Origin of the sequence: Aliidiomarina soli (assembly GCF_003986975.1) — a bacterium.
GTDB lineage: Bacteria > Pseudomonadota > Gammaproteobacteria > Enterobacterales > Alteromonadaceae > Aliidiomarina > Aliidiomarina soli.
In genome coordinates this window covers 349,408-370,513 of sequence record NZ_PIPO01000001.1, presented here as the reverse complement: position 1 = coordinate 370,513, position 21,106 = coordinate 349,408, and the positions used below count along the sequence as shown (strand labels likewise).

Sequence of the window (21,106 nt, the reverse complement as noted above, 5' to 3'; positions counted from 1 at the left end):
TTGCTTTTATCTGCTACCATCCGAAAATCGATAACAATATAAGATGCTATGTTCTTTTATCTAGCGCGACAACCAATTCTTGACCGCCATCAAAAGCTATACGGTTATGAGCTGCTTTTCCGTGATGGCGAAAGCAATGCATTTCCTGATATTGATGCTGATATTGCTACCAGCACCTTAATTCAGGACAGTGAGTTGCAGCATACATTAAGCGAGATCACCGATCATTGCCCTGCCTTCATTAATTTTGCCAGGGGCGGCTTGTTAACTTCACTACCCACCCTGCTGAACCCAATGGAAGTGTATATTGAGGTGTTGGAAAATGTTGAACCAACCCCTGAAGTACTCACCCGTATCCGCGAGCTGCGTAATCTTGGTTATCATATCGCATTGGACGACTACCGTTTTCAAAGCGAATGGCTTGAAGTATTCGATTGCATTTCTATTATCAAAGTCGATTTGCAGGCGTACACCTTCCGTCAGTTGCAGGCGCTAAAATACCAGGTTCGCGATTACAATATCGAATTACTGGCTGAAAAAGTAGAAACCCAGGAACAGTTCAACGATGCGCTGGAAGATGGTTTCAGCTATTTTCAGGGCTATTTTTTTTCACGGCCTGAGTTAATTAAACGTCGGCGAATTAATCCGACCAAAGCAGCCTGCACTGAATTACTGGCGGAAACCACCCGCGAAGAGTTTGATTTTCGCCGGATGACGGTCATCCTGCAGCGGGACGTTGCCCTCTCCTACCGTCTGCTTCGTTTCGTCAACGCGGCGGCCTTTGGTTTACGCGAAAAAGTTACCTCCTTACAGCAAGCGGTGGTGTTTTTGGGCGCTGCCGAGGTTAACCGCTTTGTGACCATGGCTGTCACTGCCGCACTGACCGATGACAAGCCCAATGAACTCATCCGCCTTAGTATTACCCGAGCACGTTTCTGCGAATTAGTCGCTGAGTACCATCAACAACCCAAAGTACAGCCCAATCAGGCCTTTCTGGTCGGGATGTTTTCGTTGCTGGACGCTATGTTTGACGAGGACCTGGAAACGGCTATCCGGCGTATTAACCTCAGCCCTGCTATTACCCAGGCGCTGACTCAACGGCGCGGACTATTGGCGTTCTATCTCGGCTTGATTCGCTGTTATGAAGAGGCGCACTGGCGTAAAGTTGAAGCCATTGCCCGTCGTTTGCAAATTGCCCACAACGAGATCGCCAGAATGTATTTGCAGGCCAGCGAATGGGCACAGGAAATTATTCCAACAGATTATCGCAACGCAGAGTCAGAGAAGTGATGCAGGCGGTCAGGCAGTTCCAGTACCGTTAACTCGCCGCCTTGCTGCTCCGCGCGGTAAGCTCCTGTATCAATAAGCCAGACATTACCGCTTTGATGAGCGCCCTGCACTATCTGATGCCCAGCTACGACCTGGCGTACCCCTTCAACCCGATCAGACCGCAGGCCCCGGCCACGTTCACGCGCCCACAGGGTGTCGTATTGCAGTCGGCTGTTATCGCCAATTGCGCTGGTAAATTGTGACCAGCTCATTCCAACGGGTACATCCGCGTGCACAATACCTGTTTCTGCATGGCCCTTCTGATCGCTGATTTCGACTGCGTAGCTGCAGTGTTGCAGCACTCGTTGAGCCAGTGATGTCTGCATTTTAAATGACAGGTCAAAAAACCATTCACCACCAAAACGACACCAGGTATCCGCAAGGTCTTCGTCCTGGCTGTAAAGGTAATCCAGTAATACCGACTCGTGATTTCCCAGGCAGGCGTAAAACCAGGGCTTACCAAGCCAGCCCATACTGGCTATTGAATCAGGTCCGCGGTCAATCAGGTCACCGACGCTAAACAAGCGGTCAACACGCTCGTCAAACGCCAGTGAATCCAGTGCCGATTGAAGCAAATCAAAACAGCCGTGAATATCGCCGACCACCAGGTCACGGCCTTTCAGATTGGCCTTAACCCGTCGCACGGGGTTAGCAAGTTGCCATCCGCTCATGCTTGCTGATCAGCCACCCAACGCTCGATTTGCTGGCGTAACACGGACAACGGTAATGAGCCGTTACGCAGAACCTCGCGGTGGAAGTCGCGTACATTAAACGAGTCGCCCAATGCCTGCTCTGCTTCCGTGCGCAATTTACGAATTTCCAGCTGCCCTATTTTATAGGCAAGGGCCTGACCTGGCAGCGCCATAAAACGCTCGGCTTCAGAAATCGCCCGAGCATCCGCTACAGGGGCGTTGCTACGCATGTAATCAAGTACCTCGTCTCTCGACCAGCCTTTTGCATGAATGCCGGTGTCGACGACCAGGCGAATAGAACGCCATAGCTCAGCTACCAGCGCACCAAATTGGTCATAGTCGTTGTACACGCCGAGTTCGTTGCCAAGTGATTCTGCATACAGCCCCCAGCCTTCGATAAACGCGGTTTCACCGCCAAAGCGACGGAACCGTGGCAGGTTCTCCATCTCTCTTTGCAACGCTATCTGATAATGGTGACCCGGAGCGGCTTCATGCAGAACCAGCGCCCCTTTCGCCCAGGTTGGTCGTGCCGACAAGTCATAGGTATTTAAATAGAAAATACCAGCGCGTGAACCATCTTCCGGTGGTGCCTGGTAGCTTCCTGAGCTTGCGCTTTGCTCACGAAATTCCTCTACTTTACGGATCTCATAGTCAGCTTGCGGAAACATATCCTGATGGAAAAGCTGGGGCGTCACTTCATCCACCTGCGCGGCGAAGGTACGGTAATCCTCCAGCATAGCGTCGCGGCTGGCATAAATAAATTGCTCGTCACTCTGGGTAAAGTCGAAGAACTCTTGCAGCGACCCCTCAAACTCGACACGCTGCATAATGTCTTCAATTTCACCATGAATGCGGGTCACTTCATCCAGCCCGATCTGATGGATCTCGTTGGCACTCAAATCAGTGGTGGTACGCCAGCGAACATTGAAGTCATACCATTCCTCACCACCTGGTAAGGCGCCCAGCCCAAAACTATCGGCTCGAGTATGTTCAAGGTAGGTTGTGCGGATGAAATCAGCTAAACGCTGATAAGCAGGTAACACTTCATCGGTCAGGATCTGTTGGTACTGAGCGCTCAGCTCCTGCTTTTGCTCATCGCTAAAGTCTGACGGAAATTCCTGCAAAGGCGCGAAAAACATGCTGTCTTCCAAATCATCAACAACATGTGCATCGATTTGCGGCAACGCCTTTTCCATCAATATACGGGGCTGCACGATATCACGCTCGATGCCCTGCTCCATATTGCTGATAGCCTGATCAAATATAGTCGGAATACGGCGCAGACGAGCGGCCCAGTTCTGGTAATCTTCGACGCTATTAAAAGGCTGTGCGGATTGACCGGAGCCGAGCATTGCAAAGCGGCCAGCGATATTATAAAACTGATCAACAGGTAATAAATGGGTTGGGTGTTCTAACTGCTCGAGAGTTGTTTCACGGTCACGCTTAAAAATTTCATAACTCAGTCTGTCTTGCTCTGCCAGATCATCTGGGTCGATTTCCCTTACCAGGCTCAGGTATTCTTCTTCCAGCATTCGCTGTCGGGTACGATGTTCTTCAGAAAGAGAGTTTGCCAGCTTATCATTGAACCTGTGTTCGCCAACAAAGGTCGCCTGCAAAGGATTCAGTTGCAGATTAGCGGTAAAGTACTCCGCATAAATGGTCTCAAGGTATGCTGACTTTTGTTCGCTTTGCTGTTGCGCAGACGGGTTTTCAGCCTGGCTACAGGCACTTGCAACCCCAAGGGATAGCGCAGCAACCAAAGCCACTTTCAAGATAGAATACTTCATCACTTTACTCGACATCTATTTTTACGGTTCCGGATCCTAACCATTACATAAATTTGTCATCGAGAAAAGAAAAACCCACGGTCAGTTATTTAACTGACCGTGGGTTTTTAACTTTGAATTTCAGAAAAGGCTTATAGCAGGTCGTCTTGCTCTTCTTTGGCAGCATTTGCTGCTTTTGACGCTTTAGTGCTTTTTGTTTCTTTGGCTACTACTGGCTCTCCGTTGGCATTTACATCATCCAGCTTAGGTTTCAGCAGTAACATTTCCCGTAAGCGTGCTTCAATATCTTTAGCGATTTTAGGATTTTCAGCAAGGAAATTCATTGAATTGGCTTTACCTTGGCCAATTTTATCGCCCTGATAGCTATACCAGGCGCCCGCTTTTTCTACCAGCTTATGTTTAACCCCCAGGTCAATCAACTCGCCTTCTTTCGAAATACCTTTGCCGTACATGATCTGGAATTCAGCCTGCTTAAAGGGAGGTGCAACTTTGTTCTTCACGACCTTAACGCGGGTTTCATTACCAACCACTTCATCACCTTCTTTCAATGCGCCGGTACGACGAATATCAAGACGAACGGATGAATAGAATTTCAGGGCGTTACCGCCGGTGGTGGTTTCAGGATTCCCGAACATCACCCCGATTTTCATCCGAATTTGGTTGATGAAAATACACATGGTGTTGGATTTTTTCAGGTTCGCGGTTAATTTACGCAACGCCTGAGACATCAGACGAGCTTGCAAACCAACATGGCTGTCGCCCATTTCACCTTCAATTTCAGCTTTTGGTGTTAGCGCGGCAACCGAGTCAATAATGACCACATCGACGGCAGCAGAACGTACCAGCATGTCACAAATTTCCAGTGCTTGCTCACCGGTATCCGGCTGTGACACCAGCAATTCATCGACCTTAACCCCAAGGTTCTCGGCATAAACAGGATCCAAAGCATGCTCAGCATCGACGAAGGCACAGGTTTTACCTACCCGCTGTGCTTCTGCAATAACCTGCAGCGTTAAGGTCGTTTTACCACTTGATTCAGGGCCATAAATTTCAACCACACGACCCGTTGGTAAACCACCAATGCCCAACGCAATATCAAGGCTTAAAGAACCAGTCGAAATGGCCTCGATGTCCATTGCTTTGTTATCACCTAAGCGCATGATAGCGCCTTTACCAAACTGGCGTTCAATCTGGCCTAATGCTGCGTCTAATGCTTTTGATCTGTTATCACTCATATTCTTGCTCCAAACAATGATGGGAGGTCATTTGCACCTAGTATACTGTAGATACATACAGTATCAACCCAGTAGTGCTGATTTCTTACAAAATCGCCCGATATAAATGCGTATTACTTTGATTTTATTAGCTTTAATAACACATTCAGGGCGTGAAAAGTGGTCTCAACACGGACCTTATCACGGTTTCCAGCGAGCAGAATACGCTCACTACGGGTAAAGTCAGGTCCCTGCCAGGCAAGCCAGACCGTTCCCACAGGTTTATCATCTGAGCCGCCACCCGGACCGGCAATTCCGGTCGTTGCAATACTGTACTCACATCCACACAAACGCCGCACCCCTGCTGCCATTTGTTCAGCGCAGCTTTGCGACACTGCGCCATGGCTTTGCAGAGTAAATGAGCTGACCCCAAGCAGCTGCTTTTTCATCGCATTGCTGTAACTGACCACCGCGCCTTCAAACCACTCGGAGCTTCCCGCCCGATCAGTAATTCGGCTTGCAATCATCCCACCCGTGCAGGACTCCGCCGTAGCCAGCCTCGCTCCCTTTGCAGTAAGCCAGCTTGCTAGTTCATCAAGTACGCCTGTTAACTCGCTATACATGGTAAATTCTCTTCGTTTAATTCACCCTGAGGGTTGGCTTTTGCGGACGAAAACGGGATCATACAGACTTCGTATCGAACGCACTATTTCTGGGCAAAGGATAACAAGACAACGACCATGGTGGCGAGTACTCATACCCCAATGATGCAGCAATATCTGCGTATCAAAGCTGAACATCCGCAAACCCTGCTGTTTTACCGTATGGGAGATTTTTATGAGCTGTTTTTTGACGATGCAAAGAAAGCGGCTCAGCTATTAGACATTTCCCTGACTAAACGCGGTCAGTCTGCGGGCGAACCCATTCCAATGGCTGGGGTGCCCTACCATGCGGCAGAAAGCTACCTTGGCCGTTTATTAAGGTTGGGGGAATCCGTTGCTATCTGTGAACAAATTGGCGATCCCGCTACCAGTAAGGGACCGGTCGAACGCAAAGTAGTGCGGGTTTTGACACCAGGTACGCTGAGTGACGAAGCACTGCTCGATACCCATCAGGAAAGTCTGTTGGTTGCCGTGAGCGACTACGACAATACCTTTGGCGTTGCCTCGCTGGAGTTATCCAGTGGACGTTTTAGTGTGTCCGAGCATGCCAGTACCGAGAATCTGCAAGCGGAACTGCAACGCCTTCAGCCCGCCGAACTATTGATTGCAGAGCAAAGTGACGTGCAGGCGCTGGCGAAAGGCTTCATCGCTGCCTCGACCCCGCTTCGCTCTCGGCCCGCTTGGGAATTTGCAGCCGATTCAAACACCCAGGTGCTGTGCCGCCAGTTTGCTACTCAGGATCTGACCGGCTTTGGCTTACAGCAGGCAGAGGCGGCTATCGCGGCCGCCGGTGCAGTACTGCACTACGTCAAAGCTACCCAGCAAAGCAGCTTACCGCATATCCAGAGCATCCAGTTTGAACACCATGATGATGCCATTACCATGGATGCGGCGACACGGCGCAACCTAGAATTAACCGAAAATCTGTCAGGCGGTAAAACACACTGCTTAAGCGCGGTCCTCGACCGCAGTGTCACCGCCATGGGCAGTCGCCTGTTAAAGCGTTGGCTGCATCGTCCATTGCGTAACCAGCAGCTTATTAATCAGCGTCTGGACGCGGTCAGCTGGCTGGCCAGTGAATTTCAGGCTGAAAGTCTGCAGGATAGTCTGAAAGCCGTCGGCGATATGGAGCGTATACTGGCTCGTGTAGCCCTACAAAGCGCGCGGCCGCGTGATCTCACCCGCCTGCGTCAGGCCCTGCAGCAGGTTCCGGCTATTCGCAGTGTACTCAAAGCTAAGCCAGTGTCCTTTCTGGCTGAAGCCATGGACGACTTCACTGAGCTTGAACGCTTGTTAAGCGACGCTATTATCGATAACCCGCCGGTGGTTATTCGTGACGGTGGCGTGCTGGCCAGCGGCTATCATGCTGAGCTGGACGAACTGCGGGCGTTAAGCCAGGGCGCGACCGATCAACTGGACCAATTGGCTGAACGGGAACGCCAGCGGACCGGGATTAGCAGCCTCAAAGTCGGTTACAACCGGGTCCATGGCTTTTATATTGAAACCTCCAGACAAGCGGATGTGCCTGCAGATTACCAGCGCCGGCAAACGCTAAAAAATGCTGAACGCTATATTATTCCAGAGCTAAAAGCGTTTGAAGACAAGGTGCTGCGCAGTCAAAGCCAGGCGTTAGCGTTGGAAAAACAACTCTACCAACAACTACTTACAGATCTGCTGCCGTTTGTCCCGGCTCTGCAGCGCTGCGCCGCCGCGCTGGCCCAGCTCGATGTCCTGGCTGCCTTTGCTCTGCACGCCGACGAACAAAACTACTGCCGCCCTGAACTGCATAGCGGCATGGGCATTCAGATCGAACAAGGCCGCCATCCGGTCGTCGAGTTCTATAGCGAGAGTCCGTTTATCGCCAATGATCTGCAAATAAATGAGCAGCGTCGGCTGAATATAATCACCGGCCCCAACATGGGTGGTAAATCAACCTACATGCGCCAGGCAGCGCTGATTACGCTACTTGCTCATATCGGCTGTTTCGTGCCGGCACAGAGGGCCAGAATTGGCGTCATTGAACGCATTTTTACCCGTATTGGCGCCTCGGATGAACTGGCCTCAGGACGCTCGACCTTTATGGTCGAAATGACTGAAACCGCTAATATTCTGAATAATGCCAACGCCCGCAGTCTGGTTTTAATGGATGAAATCGGGCGCGGTACTTCCACTTACGACGGGCTGTCGCTGGCCTGGGCCTGTGCCCATGCCTTAGCCTCGGATCGTCAGTGTATGACGCTGTTTGCAACCCACTATTTTGAACTGACCGAATTAGCTGAGCAGTTGCCAGCCACCGTAAACCTGCATGTGGATGCCTCAGAGCACGGCGATACCGTCGCCTTTTTACACCATGTCAGAGACGGAGCAGCAAACCGTAGTTTCGGTTTACAGGTGGCGCGTCTGGCTGGAGTTCCGCACGAAGTAATCCGCAATGCCAAGGTCAAACTTAGCGAACTGGAAAAGTCTGCCGCCCGCAATGACAAACAAATACCATTGTTCGCCGCGCAACCCGAAACCGTGCCGAGCGAAGCGGACCAGGCAGCGGTGCAAATTGCCGATGAACTGCGTGAGCTGGATGCTGATGAGCTAACACCGCGACAAGCGCATGACCTGCTCTATCGGTGGAAGAAGAAACTTAACCAGACCTAATTTGTGAAACAAAAAAACAGCGCCAAAAGGCGCTGTTTTTCTGTAACCATGCTGCTGTTATTGCTCAGAAGCAAATACAGATTCCAGTGACAGTCCCTGCTGACGTAATGTTTCACGCAACTTACGTAACGCTTCGACCTGGATCTGACGCACCCGTTCGCGAGTCAAACCAATTTCACGACCGACATCTTCTAACGTCGAAGGTTCGTAGCCGAGCAGGCCAAAACGACGTGCCAGTACTTCACGCTGTTTTGAATTCAAGGTCTCCAGCCAGTGCAGAATATTTCCGCGCATGTCCTCGTCCTGCACTTCTACTTCAGGTCCAGAGGCCTTTTCATCTGCAATAATGTCCAGCAGACCTTTATCAGAGTCGCCACCAATTGGAGTGTCAACGGAGGAAATACGCTCGTTCAAACGGAGCATTTTAGTGACATCTTCAACCGGCTTTTCAAGGCTTTTTGCGATGTCTTCAGCGGTCGGCTCATGATCCAGCTTATGCGCCAGTTCGCGCGCCGCACGCAAGTATACGTTTAACTCTTTGACCACATGAATCGGCAGACGAATAGTCCGTGTCTGATTCATAATGGCACGTTCGATGGTCTGGCGGATCCACCAGGTTGCATAAGTTGAAAAACGGAAACCACGTTCCGGGTCAAATTTTTCAACAGCACGGATTAGACCTAAATTACCTTCCTCAATCAGGTCTAGCAGCGCAAGGCCGCGGTTGTTGTAGCGGCGGGCTATTTTCACAACCAATCGAAGGTTGCTTTCTATCATTCGTTTGCGGGCCGCTTCTTCGCCGCGCAGTGCTTTACGCGCGTAATAAACTTCTTCTTCTGCACTAAGCAGTGGCGAGAAACCAATCTCGCTCAAGTACATTTGCGTGGCGTCCAACTTCCGTTGTGACTTGCTACTGCTACTAGCCAGCGCGTCAGTTAACTCTGCATCGTCCTGCGCGCGTTCCGCATTTTCTGTTGACTCAACTTCTTCAACTGATGCTATATCGTTAATAATATTCTTAGGTTCTTCACGCATGTACCTTTCTCCTTCTTGTGAGACCGGATGACAGCGCTAGCGAGACCTCGGTAAATACTGCTCAGGGTTAACCGAACTGCCTTGATAGCGTAACTCGAAGCGTAAACGAACATCGTCCGCGTCTGAATCACCCATTGTGGCTATTTGTTGCCCTGCTGAGACCCATTGTTGTTCCTCAACCATGAGTTCATCATTGTGAGCATATGCCGTTATATAATCATCGTTATGTTTCAGAATGATTAAGCGGCCAAATCCACGCAAAGCACTCCCAACATAAACCACTTTACCCGCTGCCGCGGCTGTCACCGGATCGCCTTTAAGTCCTGCAAATTGAATCCCATTGGCGCCGGGTCGGTTGGTTGAAAATCGCTGTACAATGCGCCCTTGTGAAGGCCACTGCCATTCAATATCACCATTTTCAGCCATTTGCCGTGAAGGCGTTTGAGCTGAAGAAGACGAACGTTGAGCGGCATTATTTTGCTGTACTGTTCGATTTTCACCATACTCCTGTTCGATATTACTGGCAACGGAGCCGTTTAGATCATTATTAACGCTATTTTTACGCTCACTACTACTATTCGAACTATTGGTTGTCTGGCGACCCGCTGACTGAGCAGTCGCGACCGGGCGGGACGCAGCTTGTCGGTCAAGGCGCAGCACCTGACCTGGAAAAATTTGATACGGCTCCTGCAAACTATTCAAACGTGCGACATCGCGTAAATCCATTTCAGCGCGAAAAGCAATCGAGTACAAGGTGTCACCACGCTGCACCTGATAGGTGTTACTACTGAGTGAGCCACGGGCAAAGTCGTGCACCGTGCGCCCCTGGTAGACAGCGTCTACTGGCGCAGGCTCACCACGCTGAGCGCATCCACTCAGCGTTACCATGGCAAAAATTGAAAAAAACAGCGTTGCCCTCAGTCTGATCACCTTTTTCTCGTAATGGATGACACTATTCAGTGTCACCTTCAATTAAAGGGACAAAGCGAACGTCTTCCAGTTCCCGATAACTGAAATCGTCCCCGTCTCGTTCGATCACTAACAGACGCTGCCGTTCTTCACCGACTGGAATCACCATCACCCCATGTTGCGGCGACAACTGGTGGAGCAAGGCTTCCGGAATGCGGGCCGCCGCCGCAGTGACAATGATGCCATCAAACGGTGCCTTAGAGGCCCAGCCCTGCCACCCATCGCCAAGTCGGGTGCGCACGTTGTGCAAGTCGAGCTGCTTAAAGCGACGTTTCGCCTGATACTGCAAATGTGAGATCCGTTCGACACTGTAAACCTGATCGACCAATGCCGCCAGAACCGCAGTCTGATAGCCGGAGCCGGTACCAATTTCAAGCACGCTGCGAGCCCCTGCTTTGGTCAGTACGCTGGTCATCACCGCAACCATATAAGGCTGTGAGATAGTTTGCCCGTTGCCAATCGGCAGTGCCGTATTCTCGTACGCTTTATGTGCCAGCGATTCGGGCATAAAGGCATGCCGCGGCGTCTGCTCAATGACTTTCAGTACCTGTTCATCGTCAATACCCAGTGCGCGCAACTGCTCGGTTAAACGGCGGGCGACCCCTTGAAAGTTTGTTACCATCATAAATCGTTTGTTAACCAATCCCTGACGTTGTCTTGTTGAGTCACTGGCGCAGTCATATCCACGGTCAATGGTGTAATCGAAACATAGTGGTCGCGAATCGCAGCAAAGTCGGTATCCGGCCCATCATCCTGGTGCTGGCCTACTGGCCCATACCAGAATAATTCGCGGCCCCGCGGGTCAGTCCCACGAACCATACCTTCGGCGCGGTGGCGACGGCCAAGACGGGTAATCCGCGTCCCTTTTATCCCTTTTAAGCTGCAATATGGCACGTTGACGTTGAGCACAAAGTCCGCGCTTAGCGGTTTCTGCTGCAAACGCAGGACTAAATCAGTGACCACTTTTGCTGCCGTTTCGTAGTAGTCATGACCCGGCGCCCCCATCGAAACCGCAATCGCCGGCAAGCCCATAAAACGGCCCTCTGTCGCCGCAGCAACGGTGCCGGAATAGAGTACATCGTCACCCATATTCGGCGCATCGTTAATACCTGAAACGACCAGATCAGGGATCTCCGCTAATGGCGAATTCGTGCCTAAATGAACACAGTCTGTGGGCGTCCCATTGACCGAAATAAAACCATTTTCAAGTTGTTCAACCCGCAGCGGGTCATGCAAGGTCAATGAATTGCTGGCACCACTGCAGTTGCGCTCCGGTGCGATCACGCGAACATCTGCAATCTCACTGAGTGCTTTATAAAGTACCGTAATACCCGGCGCACGCACGCCATCGTCATTACTTAAGAGTATTTTCACCTATTCATCTCCTGTGCTAACGGGGGCTGAGCGTAATTGTGCGACTTCACGCAAGACACTGGTGGCGTACGCGCCCGCTGGAAGGTTCATGCGCACTTCGCAATCCGCGCCTGACCACTGCCACTGCAACCCGGCCGGCACGACTCGCAAGGGCCGCCGTTCCTGCTTTAAACCTGCTTTTTCCAGGCCATCCTGCAATTCACTCATCGCGATCAATGCCTGCTGCTCAAAGTCTGCTGCGCTTGCCTGACTGAGCCGCTCGCCACGGCCCCATAATGGCCCGCCAATATCAATATCGCCTTCGCTAAAACGTTGCAGTAACGCATCATCGAGTTCATCGGCAATAAAATAAGAGTGGCTGCCGCGCAACGTCATCACGTCGCCCTCTATTGGCGTTTGTAACATGCCCTGCCGGATCCGCTCGCTAAGATAATGGTTAAATATATAGGAGCGTGCCGCTGAAATTAAAAGGCTGCGCAGGTTTCTGTCTTTGATCCGCTTACCAGCGAACATGGTCAGCGCCTTGCTAATATTATTGCCCTGATGGCCAAAACGCTGTTCGCCAAAATAATGCGGCGCCCCCTGCGTCTTCACCTGCTGCAATGCCTCGTTGACCGCCTCCGCATCTGACACATCGCGCAGGGTGATGACAAATTCATTGCTCTGGTGGCTGCCGCGGCGTAGCTTTCGCCCACAACGCTTGACCTCAACAATACGAAATTCGTCATCAACCAGTGCCGACCAGTCCACTTCTCGAGTCGCCGGTAACTGCACCGAAAACCATTGCCAGGTCCGTGCCTGTCGATCTTTGATCCCGGAATAGCTCACTTCACGAGCCGGAACATCAACAAAGCGGGCTAGCTGTTTGGCAACAAAGTCAGTGTTGGCACCGCTTTTCTCGATCCACAGCCAATGGTGCTGACCTTTCGGGTCGTCTTCAATCTCAAAACCCAATACTTCACGCACCTGAAAGTCGTCAGGTTGCTGTTTAAACAATGCGTGGGCGGTCGGAGCCGCGCCACCGGCATAGGCAAAATCAAAATTAATTGTCATCAGGCAGCGCCATTTTTTCCAGGAGCACCACCGCAGAGCAGGCAATGCCTTCCTCACGGCCGGTGAAACCAAGTTTTTCAGTTGTCGTCGCCTTCACACTCACTGCATCCACTGCACAGTCCAGTAAGGCACAAATCGACTGGCGTATCGCCAGGTTATGCGGTTTTAATTTGGGAACTTCGGCCATCACGGTAACATCAGCATTGACCAGCTGATAACCGGCCTCCTGCACCCGACGGTAAACCTCGCGGGTCAGTTCTTTGCTGTCAGCCCCTTTGTAAGCCGGATCGGTATCCGGAAATAAATGACCGATATCACCCATGGCTAACGCACCGAGCAATGCATCACACAGCGCATGCAGCAGCACGTCACCGTCGGAATGCGCAAGCAAACCGCGTGCATGCTCAATCGCCACGCCGCCTAAATATACAGGGCCATCCCCACCAAATTTATGAACGTCAAAGCCCTGACCAATTCTCATCATACTGAGTAAACCTTACAGATGGTAAACGATTACTGGTTACCAATGAATTGTTGCAGCCATAGATCGACAAATTCCAAGTCGTCAGGTTGCGTTACTTTAATATTACTCGACCGCCCACTAACCAAATGTGGCTGCCCCCCGGCCCATTCCATCGCAGAGGCTTCATCCGTGATCTCAACTTTTGCCAGTTCGGCTTTTAGTAACACCTCGAGCAATGCTGTCGCTGAAAATACCTGGGGCGTTAACGCATGCCACAGATGCTCCCGTGACACGGTTTGCAGAACCCGTTGTTGCACCGTACTGCGCTTCATCGTATCGCGCACCGAATACGCCAGCAGCGCTCCGTCGTCGGGATACTCAGCCGCCGTATCCAGTAAGCAGGCCAGATCAGAACCTTGTAAGCAAGGCCGGGCCGCATCATGCACCACGGCATGTGCATGCGGCCAGTGTTGCACCAGATAGCGCAAAGCGGAGGTTACTGAACTGGCTCTGCTGGCACCGCCAACGACGGTATGCAGGCGCGGGTCCTGAGCCAGCGGAAGTTGGCTGAACTGATCATCATCGGCGTGCAGGGCCACTACCACCGCTTGAATGCGAGGCTCAGCGAGCAAAGTCGCGATGCTGTGTTCAAGAATCGTTTTCCCAGCCAGTTGCAGGTACTGCTTAGGCTGTTCCAACTGCATTCGGCTACCAATACCGGCAGCCGGAACCACTGCGATATAGGATGTCGCCGGGGTTTGTCGGGTCGTCATTATAATGCTGCTCAGTGCGGGGAGTTAATTGGTATTAACGGGTTGCAACGATTCATCGGGCTGCAAACGAACCAGGCGAAAAAACGTCTCGTCTTCTTTAATCAGTCCCAGCTCATTGCGGGCGAACTCTTCAACTGCTTCCTGCGCATTGCGCAAGTCGTGGATGTCAGCTCGTAATAGCTGATTGCGTTGTTCCAGCTGCTCGTTGGACGCCTGCTGACGTTCTATATCCTGTTGCATTGCGTGCAATTCAGCCAGGCCATTGTCACCAGCCCAGAACCGATATTGCAATGCCAGCAACAAGGCAAGAGTAATCAAAGTTAATAAACGCATATTCAACCTAAGCAGGTAACGGGACAACCTGAGTAAAACGCGGCCACTGTAATGTGGTGGCCAGCAACACCTCACGCAAGCTTAATGTACGCGGCAGCTTACGTCCAGCCACCGACCACTGATGACCGCAACAGGCCGCCGTCATGCTCTGCCTGGTCGGTTTCAGTAACAGCGCCCCGGCTTCATCTAACGGTCTACCATCAAGTGAGAACCATCCATAGCGGTTCAGATGCACGCGGCCCGCTTCACTGGTCTCCAGATCTAACTGATCAATGCTATCCAGGTACACACTTTGTAGCTGCTGGTGTTCAACCTGCACCGGCATCACCAGACCCAGGGCAGCATTTTTTTGCAACCAGTGTTGCAGTTTCTCGCCCTGATGCTTCCTGGCTGGTGCGTGGGCGGCTTGTTTGCCTTGCCAGCTGGCATTCTGCACATCCAACAACAAACCCTGGTAGCCGCCGTCCTGGTGCTGCTGCACACGCGTTTGCTCTAAACGAAGTAAAGCGTGCGAGGCACGCTTTACATACGAAGGCAGACTGGCCAGACGGCGCTTCAAAAAGCCCGCGTTGTCTGGCCCATTCCAGCTTAAATCATGCAGCTCCCGCTCATACAGCGCATTGCAAAGCTCAGCAAACTGGCTTTGCCCATAACCGGAGAGAAAGTCCGCTTGATTCATCACTGGTGCCGGGTGGCCTAACTGGCCGCCTTCACTTCGCTACGGCCGTTATAAGGCGCGGCATTACCCAATTCACCTTCAATCCGTAGCAACTGGTTGTACTTAGCAACACGATCTGAGCGACACAGACTACCGGTTTTTATCTGCCCGGCACTGGTACCCACCGCCAGATCAGCGATAGTGGCATCTTCTGTTTCACCAGAGCGATGTGAAATAACCGCGGTAAAGCCCGCATCCTGCGCCATACGAATCGCATTTAAGGTTTCGGTCAGGCTGCCAATCTGGTTGAACTTAATCAGGATCGAGTTACCGATTTTCTCATCGATACCGCGTTTTAGAATCGCCGTATTGGTCACAAACAAATCGTCTCCGACCAACTGTACGCGATCGCCCAGTTTCTCGGTCAATACTTTCCAGCCCGCCCAGTCACTTTCATCGAGACCGTCTTCAATTGAGATAATTGGGTAGCGTTCACACAAGCCAGCAAGGTAATCTGCAAACTCTTCAGCATTGAAGGTCTTGCCCTCGCCTTTGAGGTTGTAGACACCATCCTGATAAAACTCAGACGCGGCACAATCAAGCGCCAACGTGACATCGTCACCCATCCGATAACCTGCGTTTTTAACCGCTTCAACAATTACCTGCAGTGCTTCTTCATTCGACGCCAGGTTCGGTGCAAAGCCGCCTTCGTCACCGACCGCTGTGCTTAAACCACGGCTGCGCAACACCGCTTTCAACGCATGGAAAATTTCAGCGCCCATGCGCAGGCCTTCGGCGAAGTTCTTCGCGCCGACGGGCTGGATCATGAATTCCTGAATATCGACGTTGTTATCAGCATGTTCGCCACCGTTGACAATATTCATCATAGGTAGCGGCATGCTATAGGTATCTTGCTGACCATAGAGTTTGGCGATATGCGCGTACAACGGTGTATTGCTGCTAATCGCTGCCGCTTTGGCAACTGCCAGAGACACCGCGAGAATCGCATTAGCGCCTAACTTTTCTTTGTTATCAGTACCGTCCAGCTTCAGCATCACATCATCGATGGCCTGTTGATGCATCGCATCATGACCCTTCAATGCTTCGGCAATAGCACCGTTGATGTTAGCCACCGCTTTTAATACGCCCTTACCCAGGTAACGACCTGCGTCTGCATCGCGCAGTTCCAGTGCCTCACGGCTGCCGGTCGAGGCACCGCTTGGTGCACAGGCCCGACCCATCGCACCGCATTCAAGGTAAACATCGGCCTCAACCGTCGGGTTTCCGCGGGAGTCCATAATTTCACGACCAATAACTTTTACAATCTTGCTCATCTTGAACGTCCTGTTTATTTACTACGTTGTTTTTTCTGATAATCACCAGCCGCTGCAATAAAGCCACTAAATAGCGGGTGCCCATCGCGAGGCGTTGAGGTAAATTCCGGATGGAACTGAACAGCAATAAACCAAGGGTGATCTTTAACTTCAATCGCTTCCACCAGACGTTTGTCGTGGGACAGGCCAGACACCACCAAACCTGCTTTTTCAAGCTGGTCACGGTAGTTATTATTGACCTCATAGCGATGGCGATGGCGCTCTTCAATCAATTCGCTGCCGTACATCTCATGGATCTTAGTTCCGGCGATCAGGTGACAGCTTTGTGCACCTAAGCGCATTGTGCCACCCAGATCAGAGCCTTCATCACGCATTTCGGTCTGTCCGCTTTCGGACATCCATTCAGTAATTAAGCCGACCACCGGATGCGCTGACTGTTCATCAAATTCTGAGCTGTTCGCGCCTTCCAGACCTGCTACATCGCGCGCATATTCAATCAGCGCAATTTGCATACCCAGGCAAATACCCAAATAAGGAATGTCGTTCTCACGGGCATAGCGGGCCGCCATGATCTTGCCCTCAATGCCGCGGCCACCAAAGCCACCCGGCACCAGAATCGCATCACAGCCTTCCAGTTTGGTTAAGCCCTTGCTTTCAATATCCTGAGAATCAATATAGCGGATATTAACCGTTAAACGGTTATGCAAGCCGGCGTGAGCCAGTGCTTCGTTGACCGACTTGTAGGCATCCGGCAACTCGACGTACTTACCTACGAAACCAACTGTCACTTCACCACTAGGATTCGACTCGAGGTATAACACTCGCTCCCATTCCGCCAGGTCCGCTTCTTTGCATTTAATCCCGAAGCGTTCGATCACCAGCTCATCAAGCCCTTGCGCTTTCAGAATCGCCGGGATCTTGTAGATGCTATCGACGTCTTTCAGTGAAATAACCGCGCGTTCCTGTACATTGGTGAACAGCGCAATTTTAGAACGCTCATTCGCAGGCACGGTGCGGTCTGAACGACAAATCAGCACATCAGGCTGAATACCGATGCTGCGCAGTTCTTTTACCGAATGCTGAGTAGGTTTGGTTTTAACTTCGCCGGCGGCACCCAAAAATGGCACCAGCGTCAGATGAATAAACATCGCCCGCTCACGGCCTATTTCAGTGCCTAACTGACGAATCGCTTCAAGGAACGGCTGCGATTCGATATCACCAACCGTACCACCGATTTCAACCAACGCGACATCGTAGCCTTCAGCGCCTTCAATAACACGACGCTTAATGTCATTGGTAATATGCGGAATAACCTGAATGGTTGCACCAAGGAAGTCTCCGCGGCGCTCACGACGCAAAACATCTTCGTACACACGTCCGGTAGTGAAGTTGTTTTTCTTGGTCATGCGGGTACGAATAAAACGTTCGTAGTGACCAAGGTCCAGATCCGTTTCAGCACCGTCGACGGTGACGAATACTTCACCGTGCTGAATCGGGCTCATTGTGCCCGGATCCACGTTGATGTACGGGTCCAGTTTAAGGATTGTAACGTTAAGGCCACGGGCCTCGAGAATTGCTGCTAGAGAAGCCGCCGCAATACCTTTTCCCAGCGAGGATACAACACCGCCGGTGACGAAAATATATTTTGTTGCCATGCATAACCTGTAGAGTCAGGGAATTTTTAGGAAAAGTACTTAAGACGGGGAAATAGTATACCCGTTATCCGCACCCGCAACAATCACGATTGTTTCGCCAGCTGCCAGAAAGTCTCTAATTCAACTAAAGAAAAGTCGGCCAGAGAACGTTGCGCGGCCTCCGCCTGGCGCTCCACCGCGTTAAACCGATGAATAAACTTCTGGTTCGCAGCCCGTAACGCTGATTCCGGGTTCACTTTGGCATGGCGCGCCAGGTTGACCACTGAAAATAGCAAATCGCCAATTTCTTCCGCCAGTTTGTCCTCATCCAACTGCGCTGCATCAAGCTCAGCCTGGACTTCATCGACCTCTTCACGCACTTTATCCAGCACTGGCCGAATATCGTCCCAGTCAAAACCAACACTGCGGCAGCGCTTCTGAATTTTCACTGCCTGCAGCAGTGCCGGTAAGTTGGCCGGCACATCGGTAAATACACTCGCCGAGGCGTCTTTTTCTGCGCGTTCTTCGCGTTTAATCGCTTCCCATTGCTCTTTAACCGCCTCGGCGGTCATGCCATCAGCGCCCGTGGCAAAGACATGGGGATGACGTCGAATCAGTTTATCGCCGACACCGGCGGCGATGTCATCGAAGCCAAACCAGCCTTGTTCACGCCCCAACTGAGCATAAAAAACCACCTGAAATAGCAAATCACCCAGTTCATCCTGAATCGCCTGCGGTTCGCCCTTGGCAATGGCATCCGCTACTTCATAGGCTTCCTCAATGGTGTGCGGCACTATGCTGGCAAAATCCTGCTTTAGATCCCAGGGGCAGCCGGACTCTGGGTCGCGCAACGCCGCCATAATCTGCAGCAAGCGTTGTAGTGGAGATGAATCGGTCGGTACTGATACCTGCATTACCCTTTCCTCAGGTCTGTTATAACTGCATCCGTTGGACGCTGATAACGTCGGTTAACTGGCGAATACGCCCCAGCACACGCTGCAGCTCGTCGTGGTCGCGAACAAACAGTGTCAGCAGCAGGCTTACCTGCGACGATCGCGGGTCCAGTTTAGAATTAACCTCGCTGACGTTCACTTTTTCATTCGACATAATGGTGGTAATTTCATGCAGTAAACCACTGCGGTCCATCGCCTGCACTTCAATGCGTGCTTCATATTGTTGTTGCGTGCCACCTGACCAGTGCACGTCAATTCCCCGTTCAGGGCTTATCTCGAGAAGCTGTTGCAGTTGTTCACAATGTTTCTGGTGCACCGAAACGCCTCGCCCCTGGGTCACATAGCCCATAATGGGATCGCCCGGCAACGGCTGACAACAGCGGGCAAAGCTCATCATCAGGTTGCCTATTCCTTCAACCTGAACCCCTTCTTTGCCTTTTTTGTTCGAGGTTTTCCGTTTTATGACCTTTTTTAGCACCTGTTCGGCCGACTGGTCTTCGGTTTCCGACGGCGGCTTGAGGTAATTGACCACCTGGTGCAACCCTATATCACCGGCACCAATTGCTGCCAGAAGGTCATCGGGATGGGTCATATTAAAGCGCGACACCGCTTTATCCGCATCGGCCATGGTCAGCTTCTGTCGGGCCAGCTCCGCATCAAGCAGTTCTTTGCCCGCATGAATATGTTTATCGCGGTCGAGCTTTTTAAAATAGGTGGCAACTTTGGTCCGCGCCCGCCCGGAATTGAGATAGCCCAAACCCGGGTTCATCCAGTCACGCCGCGGAGAAGGTTCTTTCTGCGTCAGTATTTCAACCCGTTCACCGTTTTGCAGATGATAGGTAAAAGGCACAATGCGTCCGTCGACCTTGGCACCAATACAACGGTGCCCAACCTGACTATGAATGTAATAGGCAAAATCCAGCGGCGTCGAGCCTGCCGGTAAATCAATCACGTCCCCTTTTGGGGTAAACACATAGACCCGGTCTTCGAAAACCTGACTGCGAATCTCCTGCACCAGATCCTCGTTTTCCGCCATGTCTTCATGCCAGGCTAACAGCTTACGCAGCCAGGCAATGCGCTCCTCGTAGCCCTGACCTCGACCGCCAGGGGCGCCTTCTTTATACACCCAGTGCGCAGCGACCCCCATCTCGGCGTCATCGTGCATTTGCTCTGAACGGATCTGGATCTCGACATTCTTACTTTCCGGCCCAATCACCACCGTATGAATAGACTGGTAGCCGTTTGCTTTCGGGGTCGCCACATAGTCATCAAACTCCGACGCCAGATGGCGCCATCTGGTGTGGACCACCCCAAGCGCGCCATAGCAGTCTTTCAATGACTGAGTGACAACCCGCACCGCCCGAATATCGAACAGTTCATCAAAACCGAGGTTCTTTTTTTGCATCTTGCGCCAGATGCTGTAGATATGTTTGGGCCGCCCATAGACGCTCGCATCGACGTGCTCTGCATCAAGGTGGGTCTGTAAATCGGTGACAAACTCATCGATATAGGCTTCCCGCTGCAGACGTTTTTCGTCCAGCTGTTTGGCGATCTGTTTGTAGGTTTGCGGGTGCAGGTAACGAAACGCGAGGTCTTCCAACTCCCATTTAAGCTGACCTATGCCTAAACGGTTGGCCAGCGGCGCATAGATTTCACTGCATTCTTTCGCCGCCAGTACACGCTCTTCTTCATCGGCATTTTTTAGTAAGCGCAGCTGGCAAATACGTTCGGCCAGCTTAATCAGCACCGCGCGGACATCTTCCACCATCGCCAGTAACATGCGGCGCACGGTGTCGATCTGAGCGGCATTGGGTTTACCGTGCTGGAAGTGTTGCAACTCACTGATACTCTGCATCTGATGCACGGTATCGACCATCGCCACCAGCTTGTCACCGCCCTGCTCGTGCAGCCAGTCGTTGTCTATGGCTGCATCTTCAAACGCCGGCAGGCACAACGCCGCCTGCAACCCCAGCTTATCAAGGTTGAGATCGGCCAGGATCTCAACCATTTCTTCGCCTTTAACCAACAATGAAGGATTTTGTTCAATCGCCGGAAGGCGTTGCAACGCTGCGGCCAGCGCTTTCAGGTTGTCGCGCACCTTGTCACGTTTAATCGCGGCCAGCCAGCCACCCTGCTGCTGAACCCCTTTGTCGACGTGAATACTGCGAACCTGAACCATGTTATTCCTACCTGC

General features: G+C 51.8%; 19 protein-coding genes. 2 read left to right on the top strand and 17 right to left on the bottom strand.

Going from position 1 to position 21,106, the window contains the following annotated elements:
* Nucleotides 1-48: 48 nt before the first annotated feature.
* Entirely contained in the window at nt 49-1,290 is a 1,242-nt protein-coding gene (locus CWE14_RS01805; RefSeq protein WP_126797804.1) for an EAL and HDOD domain-containing protein, read from the top strand.
* On the opposite strand, the gene CWE14_RS01800 is transcribed toward CWE14_RS01805, so the two are convergent.
* The 4 genes from CWE14_RS01800 to CWE14_RS01785 form a co-directional block, all read right to left on the bottom strand.
* Nucleotides 1,263-2,000 carry a metallophosphoesterase gene (locus CWE14_RS01800; protein WP_126797803.1) on the bottom strand — a complete coding sequence of 246 codons (738 nt, stop codon included), beginning with the start codon at nt 1,998-2,000 and terminating at the stop codon, nt 1,263-1,265. The genes CWE14_RS01805 and CWE14_RS01800 overlap by 28 nt on opposite strands.
* Nucleotides 1,997-3,808: a DUF885 domain-containing protein gene (locus CWE14_RS01795; protein ID WP_126797802.1), complete on the bottom strand. Its 1,812-nt coding sequence runs from the start codon at nt 3,806-3,808 to the stop codon at nt 1,997-1,999. Before CWE14_RS01795 ends, CWE14_RS01800 begins: the two co-directional genes overlap by 4 nt.
* A 131-nt stretch (nt 3,809-3,939) precedes the next feature.
* Nucleotides 3,940-5,043 carry a recombinase RecA gene (recA, locus tag CWE14_RS01790; protein WP_126797801.1) on the bottom strand — a complete coding sequence of 368 codons (1,104 nt, stop codon included), beginning with the start codon at nt 5,041-5,043 and terminating at the stop codon, nt 3,940-3,942.
* Between the two features lie 113 nt (nt 5,044-5,156).
* Entirely contained in the window at nt 5,157-5,645 is a 489-nt protein-coding gene (locus tag CWE14_RS01785; RefSeq protein ID WP_126797800.1) for a CinA family protein, read from the bottom strand.
* A gap of 117 nt (nt 5,646-5,762) precedes the next feature.
* Between CWE14_RS01785 and mutS the strand changes: the two genes are divergently transcribed.
* Nucleotides 5,763-8,333: a DNA mismatch repair protein MutS gene (mutS, locus tag CWE14_RS01780; RefSeq protein ID WP_126797799.1), complete on the top strand. Its 2,571-nt coding sequence runs from the start codon at nt 5,763-5,765 to the stop codon at nt 8,331-8,333.
* A 57-nt stretch (nt 8,334-8,390) separates the two neighbouring features.
* Here mutS and rpoS read toward each other — a convergent pair whose 3' ends face one another.
* The 13 genes from rpoS to relA form a co-directional block, all read right to left on the bottom strand.
* Nucleotides 8,391-9,368: an RNA polymerase sigma factor RpoS gene (rpoS, locus tag CWE14_RS01775; protein WP_126797798.1), complete on the bottom strand. Its 978-nt coding sequence runs from the start codon at nt 9,366-9,368 to the stop codon at nt 8,391-8,393.
* 36 nt (nt 9,369-9,404) lie between these two features.
* Nucleotides 9,405-10,298 carry a peptidoglycan DD-metalloendopeptidase family protein gene (locus CWE14_RS01770; RefSeq protein ID WP_241972290.1) on the bottom strand — a complete coding sequence of 298 codons (894 nt, stop codon included), beginning with the start codon at nt 10,296-10,298 and terminating at the stop codon, nt 9,405-9,407.
* Nucleotides 10,299-10,320: 22 nt separating this feature from the next.
* Entirely contained in the window at nt 10,321-10,959 is a 639-nt protein-coding gene (locus tag CWE14_RS01765) for a protein-L-isoaspartate(D-aspartate) O-methyltransferase (RefSeq protein ID WP_126797797.1), read from the bottom strand.
* Nucleotides 10,959-11,711 (bottom strand): 5'/3'-nucleotidase SurE, encoded by a 753-nt coding sequence (surE, locus tag CWE14_RS01760; RefSeq protein WP_126797796.1) that lies wholly within the window; start codon nt 11,709-11,711, stop codon nt 10,959-10,961. Before surE ends, CWE14_RS01765 begins: the two co-directional genes overlap by 1 nt.
* The gene (gene truD / locus CWE14_RS01755; protein WP_126797795.1) at nt 11,712-12,764 is read right to left on the bottom strand and encodes a tRNA pseudouridine(13) synthase TruD; all 1,053 of its coding nucleotides are present in this window, start codon (nt 12,762-12,764) and stop codon (nt 11,712-11,714) included.
* Nucleotides 12,754-13,245: a 2-C-methyl-D-erythritol 2,4-cyclodiphosphate synthase gene (gene ispF / locus CWE14_RS01750; protein WP_275065549.1), complete on the bottom strand. Its 492-nt coding sequence runs from the start codon at nt 13,243-13,245 to the stop codon at nt 12,754-12,756. Before ispF ends, truD begins: the two co-directional genes overlap by 11 nt.
* Before the next feature lie 32 nt (nt 13,246-13,277).
* Complete coding sequence (ispD, locus tag CWE14_RS01745; RefSeq protein ID WP_126797793.1) at nt 13,278-14,000, bottom strand: 2-C-methyl-D-erythritol 4-phosphate cytidylyltransferase; 723 nt, start codon at nt 13,998-14,000, stop codon at nt 13,278-13,280.
* Nucleotides 14,001-14,024: 24 nt separating this feature from the next.
* On the bottom strand, nt 14,025-14,333 hold the full coding sequence (gene ftsB, locus CWE14_RS01740; RefSeq protein ID WP_126797792.1) for a cell division protein FtsB: 309 nt from the start codon (nt 14,331-14,333) through the stop codon (nt 14,025-14,027).
* 7 nt (nt 14,334-14,340) lie between these two features.
* Entirely contained in the window at nt 14,341-15,012 is a 672-nt protein-coding gene (locus CWE14_RS01735) for a hypothetical protein (RefSeq protein WP_126797791.1), read from the bottom strand.
* Nucleotides 15,013-15,029: 17 nt separating this feature from the next.
* Nucleotides 15,030-16,325, bottom strand: coding sequence for a phosphopyruvate hydratase (gene eno, locus CWE14_RS01730; RefSeq protein ID WP_126797790.1), 1,296 nt, complete (start codon nt 16,323-16,325; stop codon nt 15,030-15,032).
* A gap of 14 nt (nt 16,326-16,339) precedes the next feature.
* Nucleotides 16,340-17,980: a CTP synthase gene (locus CWE14_RS01725; RefSeq protein WP_126797789.1), complete on the bottom strand. Its 1,641-nt coding sequence runs from the start codon at nt 17,978-17,980 to the stop codon at nt 16,340-16,342.
* Nucleotides 17,981-18,063: 83 nt separating this feature from the next.
* A complete protein-coding gene (mazG, locus tag CWE14_RS01720) occupies nt 18,064-18,873 on the bottom strand; it encodes a nucleoside triphosphate pyrophosphohydrolase (protein WP_126797788.1) in 810 nt (269 codons plus the stop codon).
* Nucleotides 18,874-18,892: 19 nt separating this feature from the next.
* The gene (gene relA, locus CWE14_RS01715) at nt 18,893-21,091 is read right to left on the bottom strand and encodes a GTP diphosphokinase (RefSeq protein ID WP_126797787.1); all 2,199 of its coding nucleotides are present in this window, start codon (nt 21,089-21,091) and stop codon (nt 18,893-18,895) included.
* Nucleotides 21,092-21,106 lie beyond the last annotated feature (15 nt).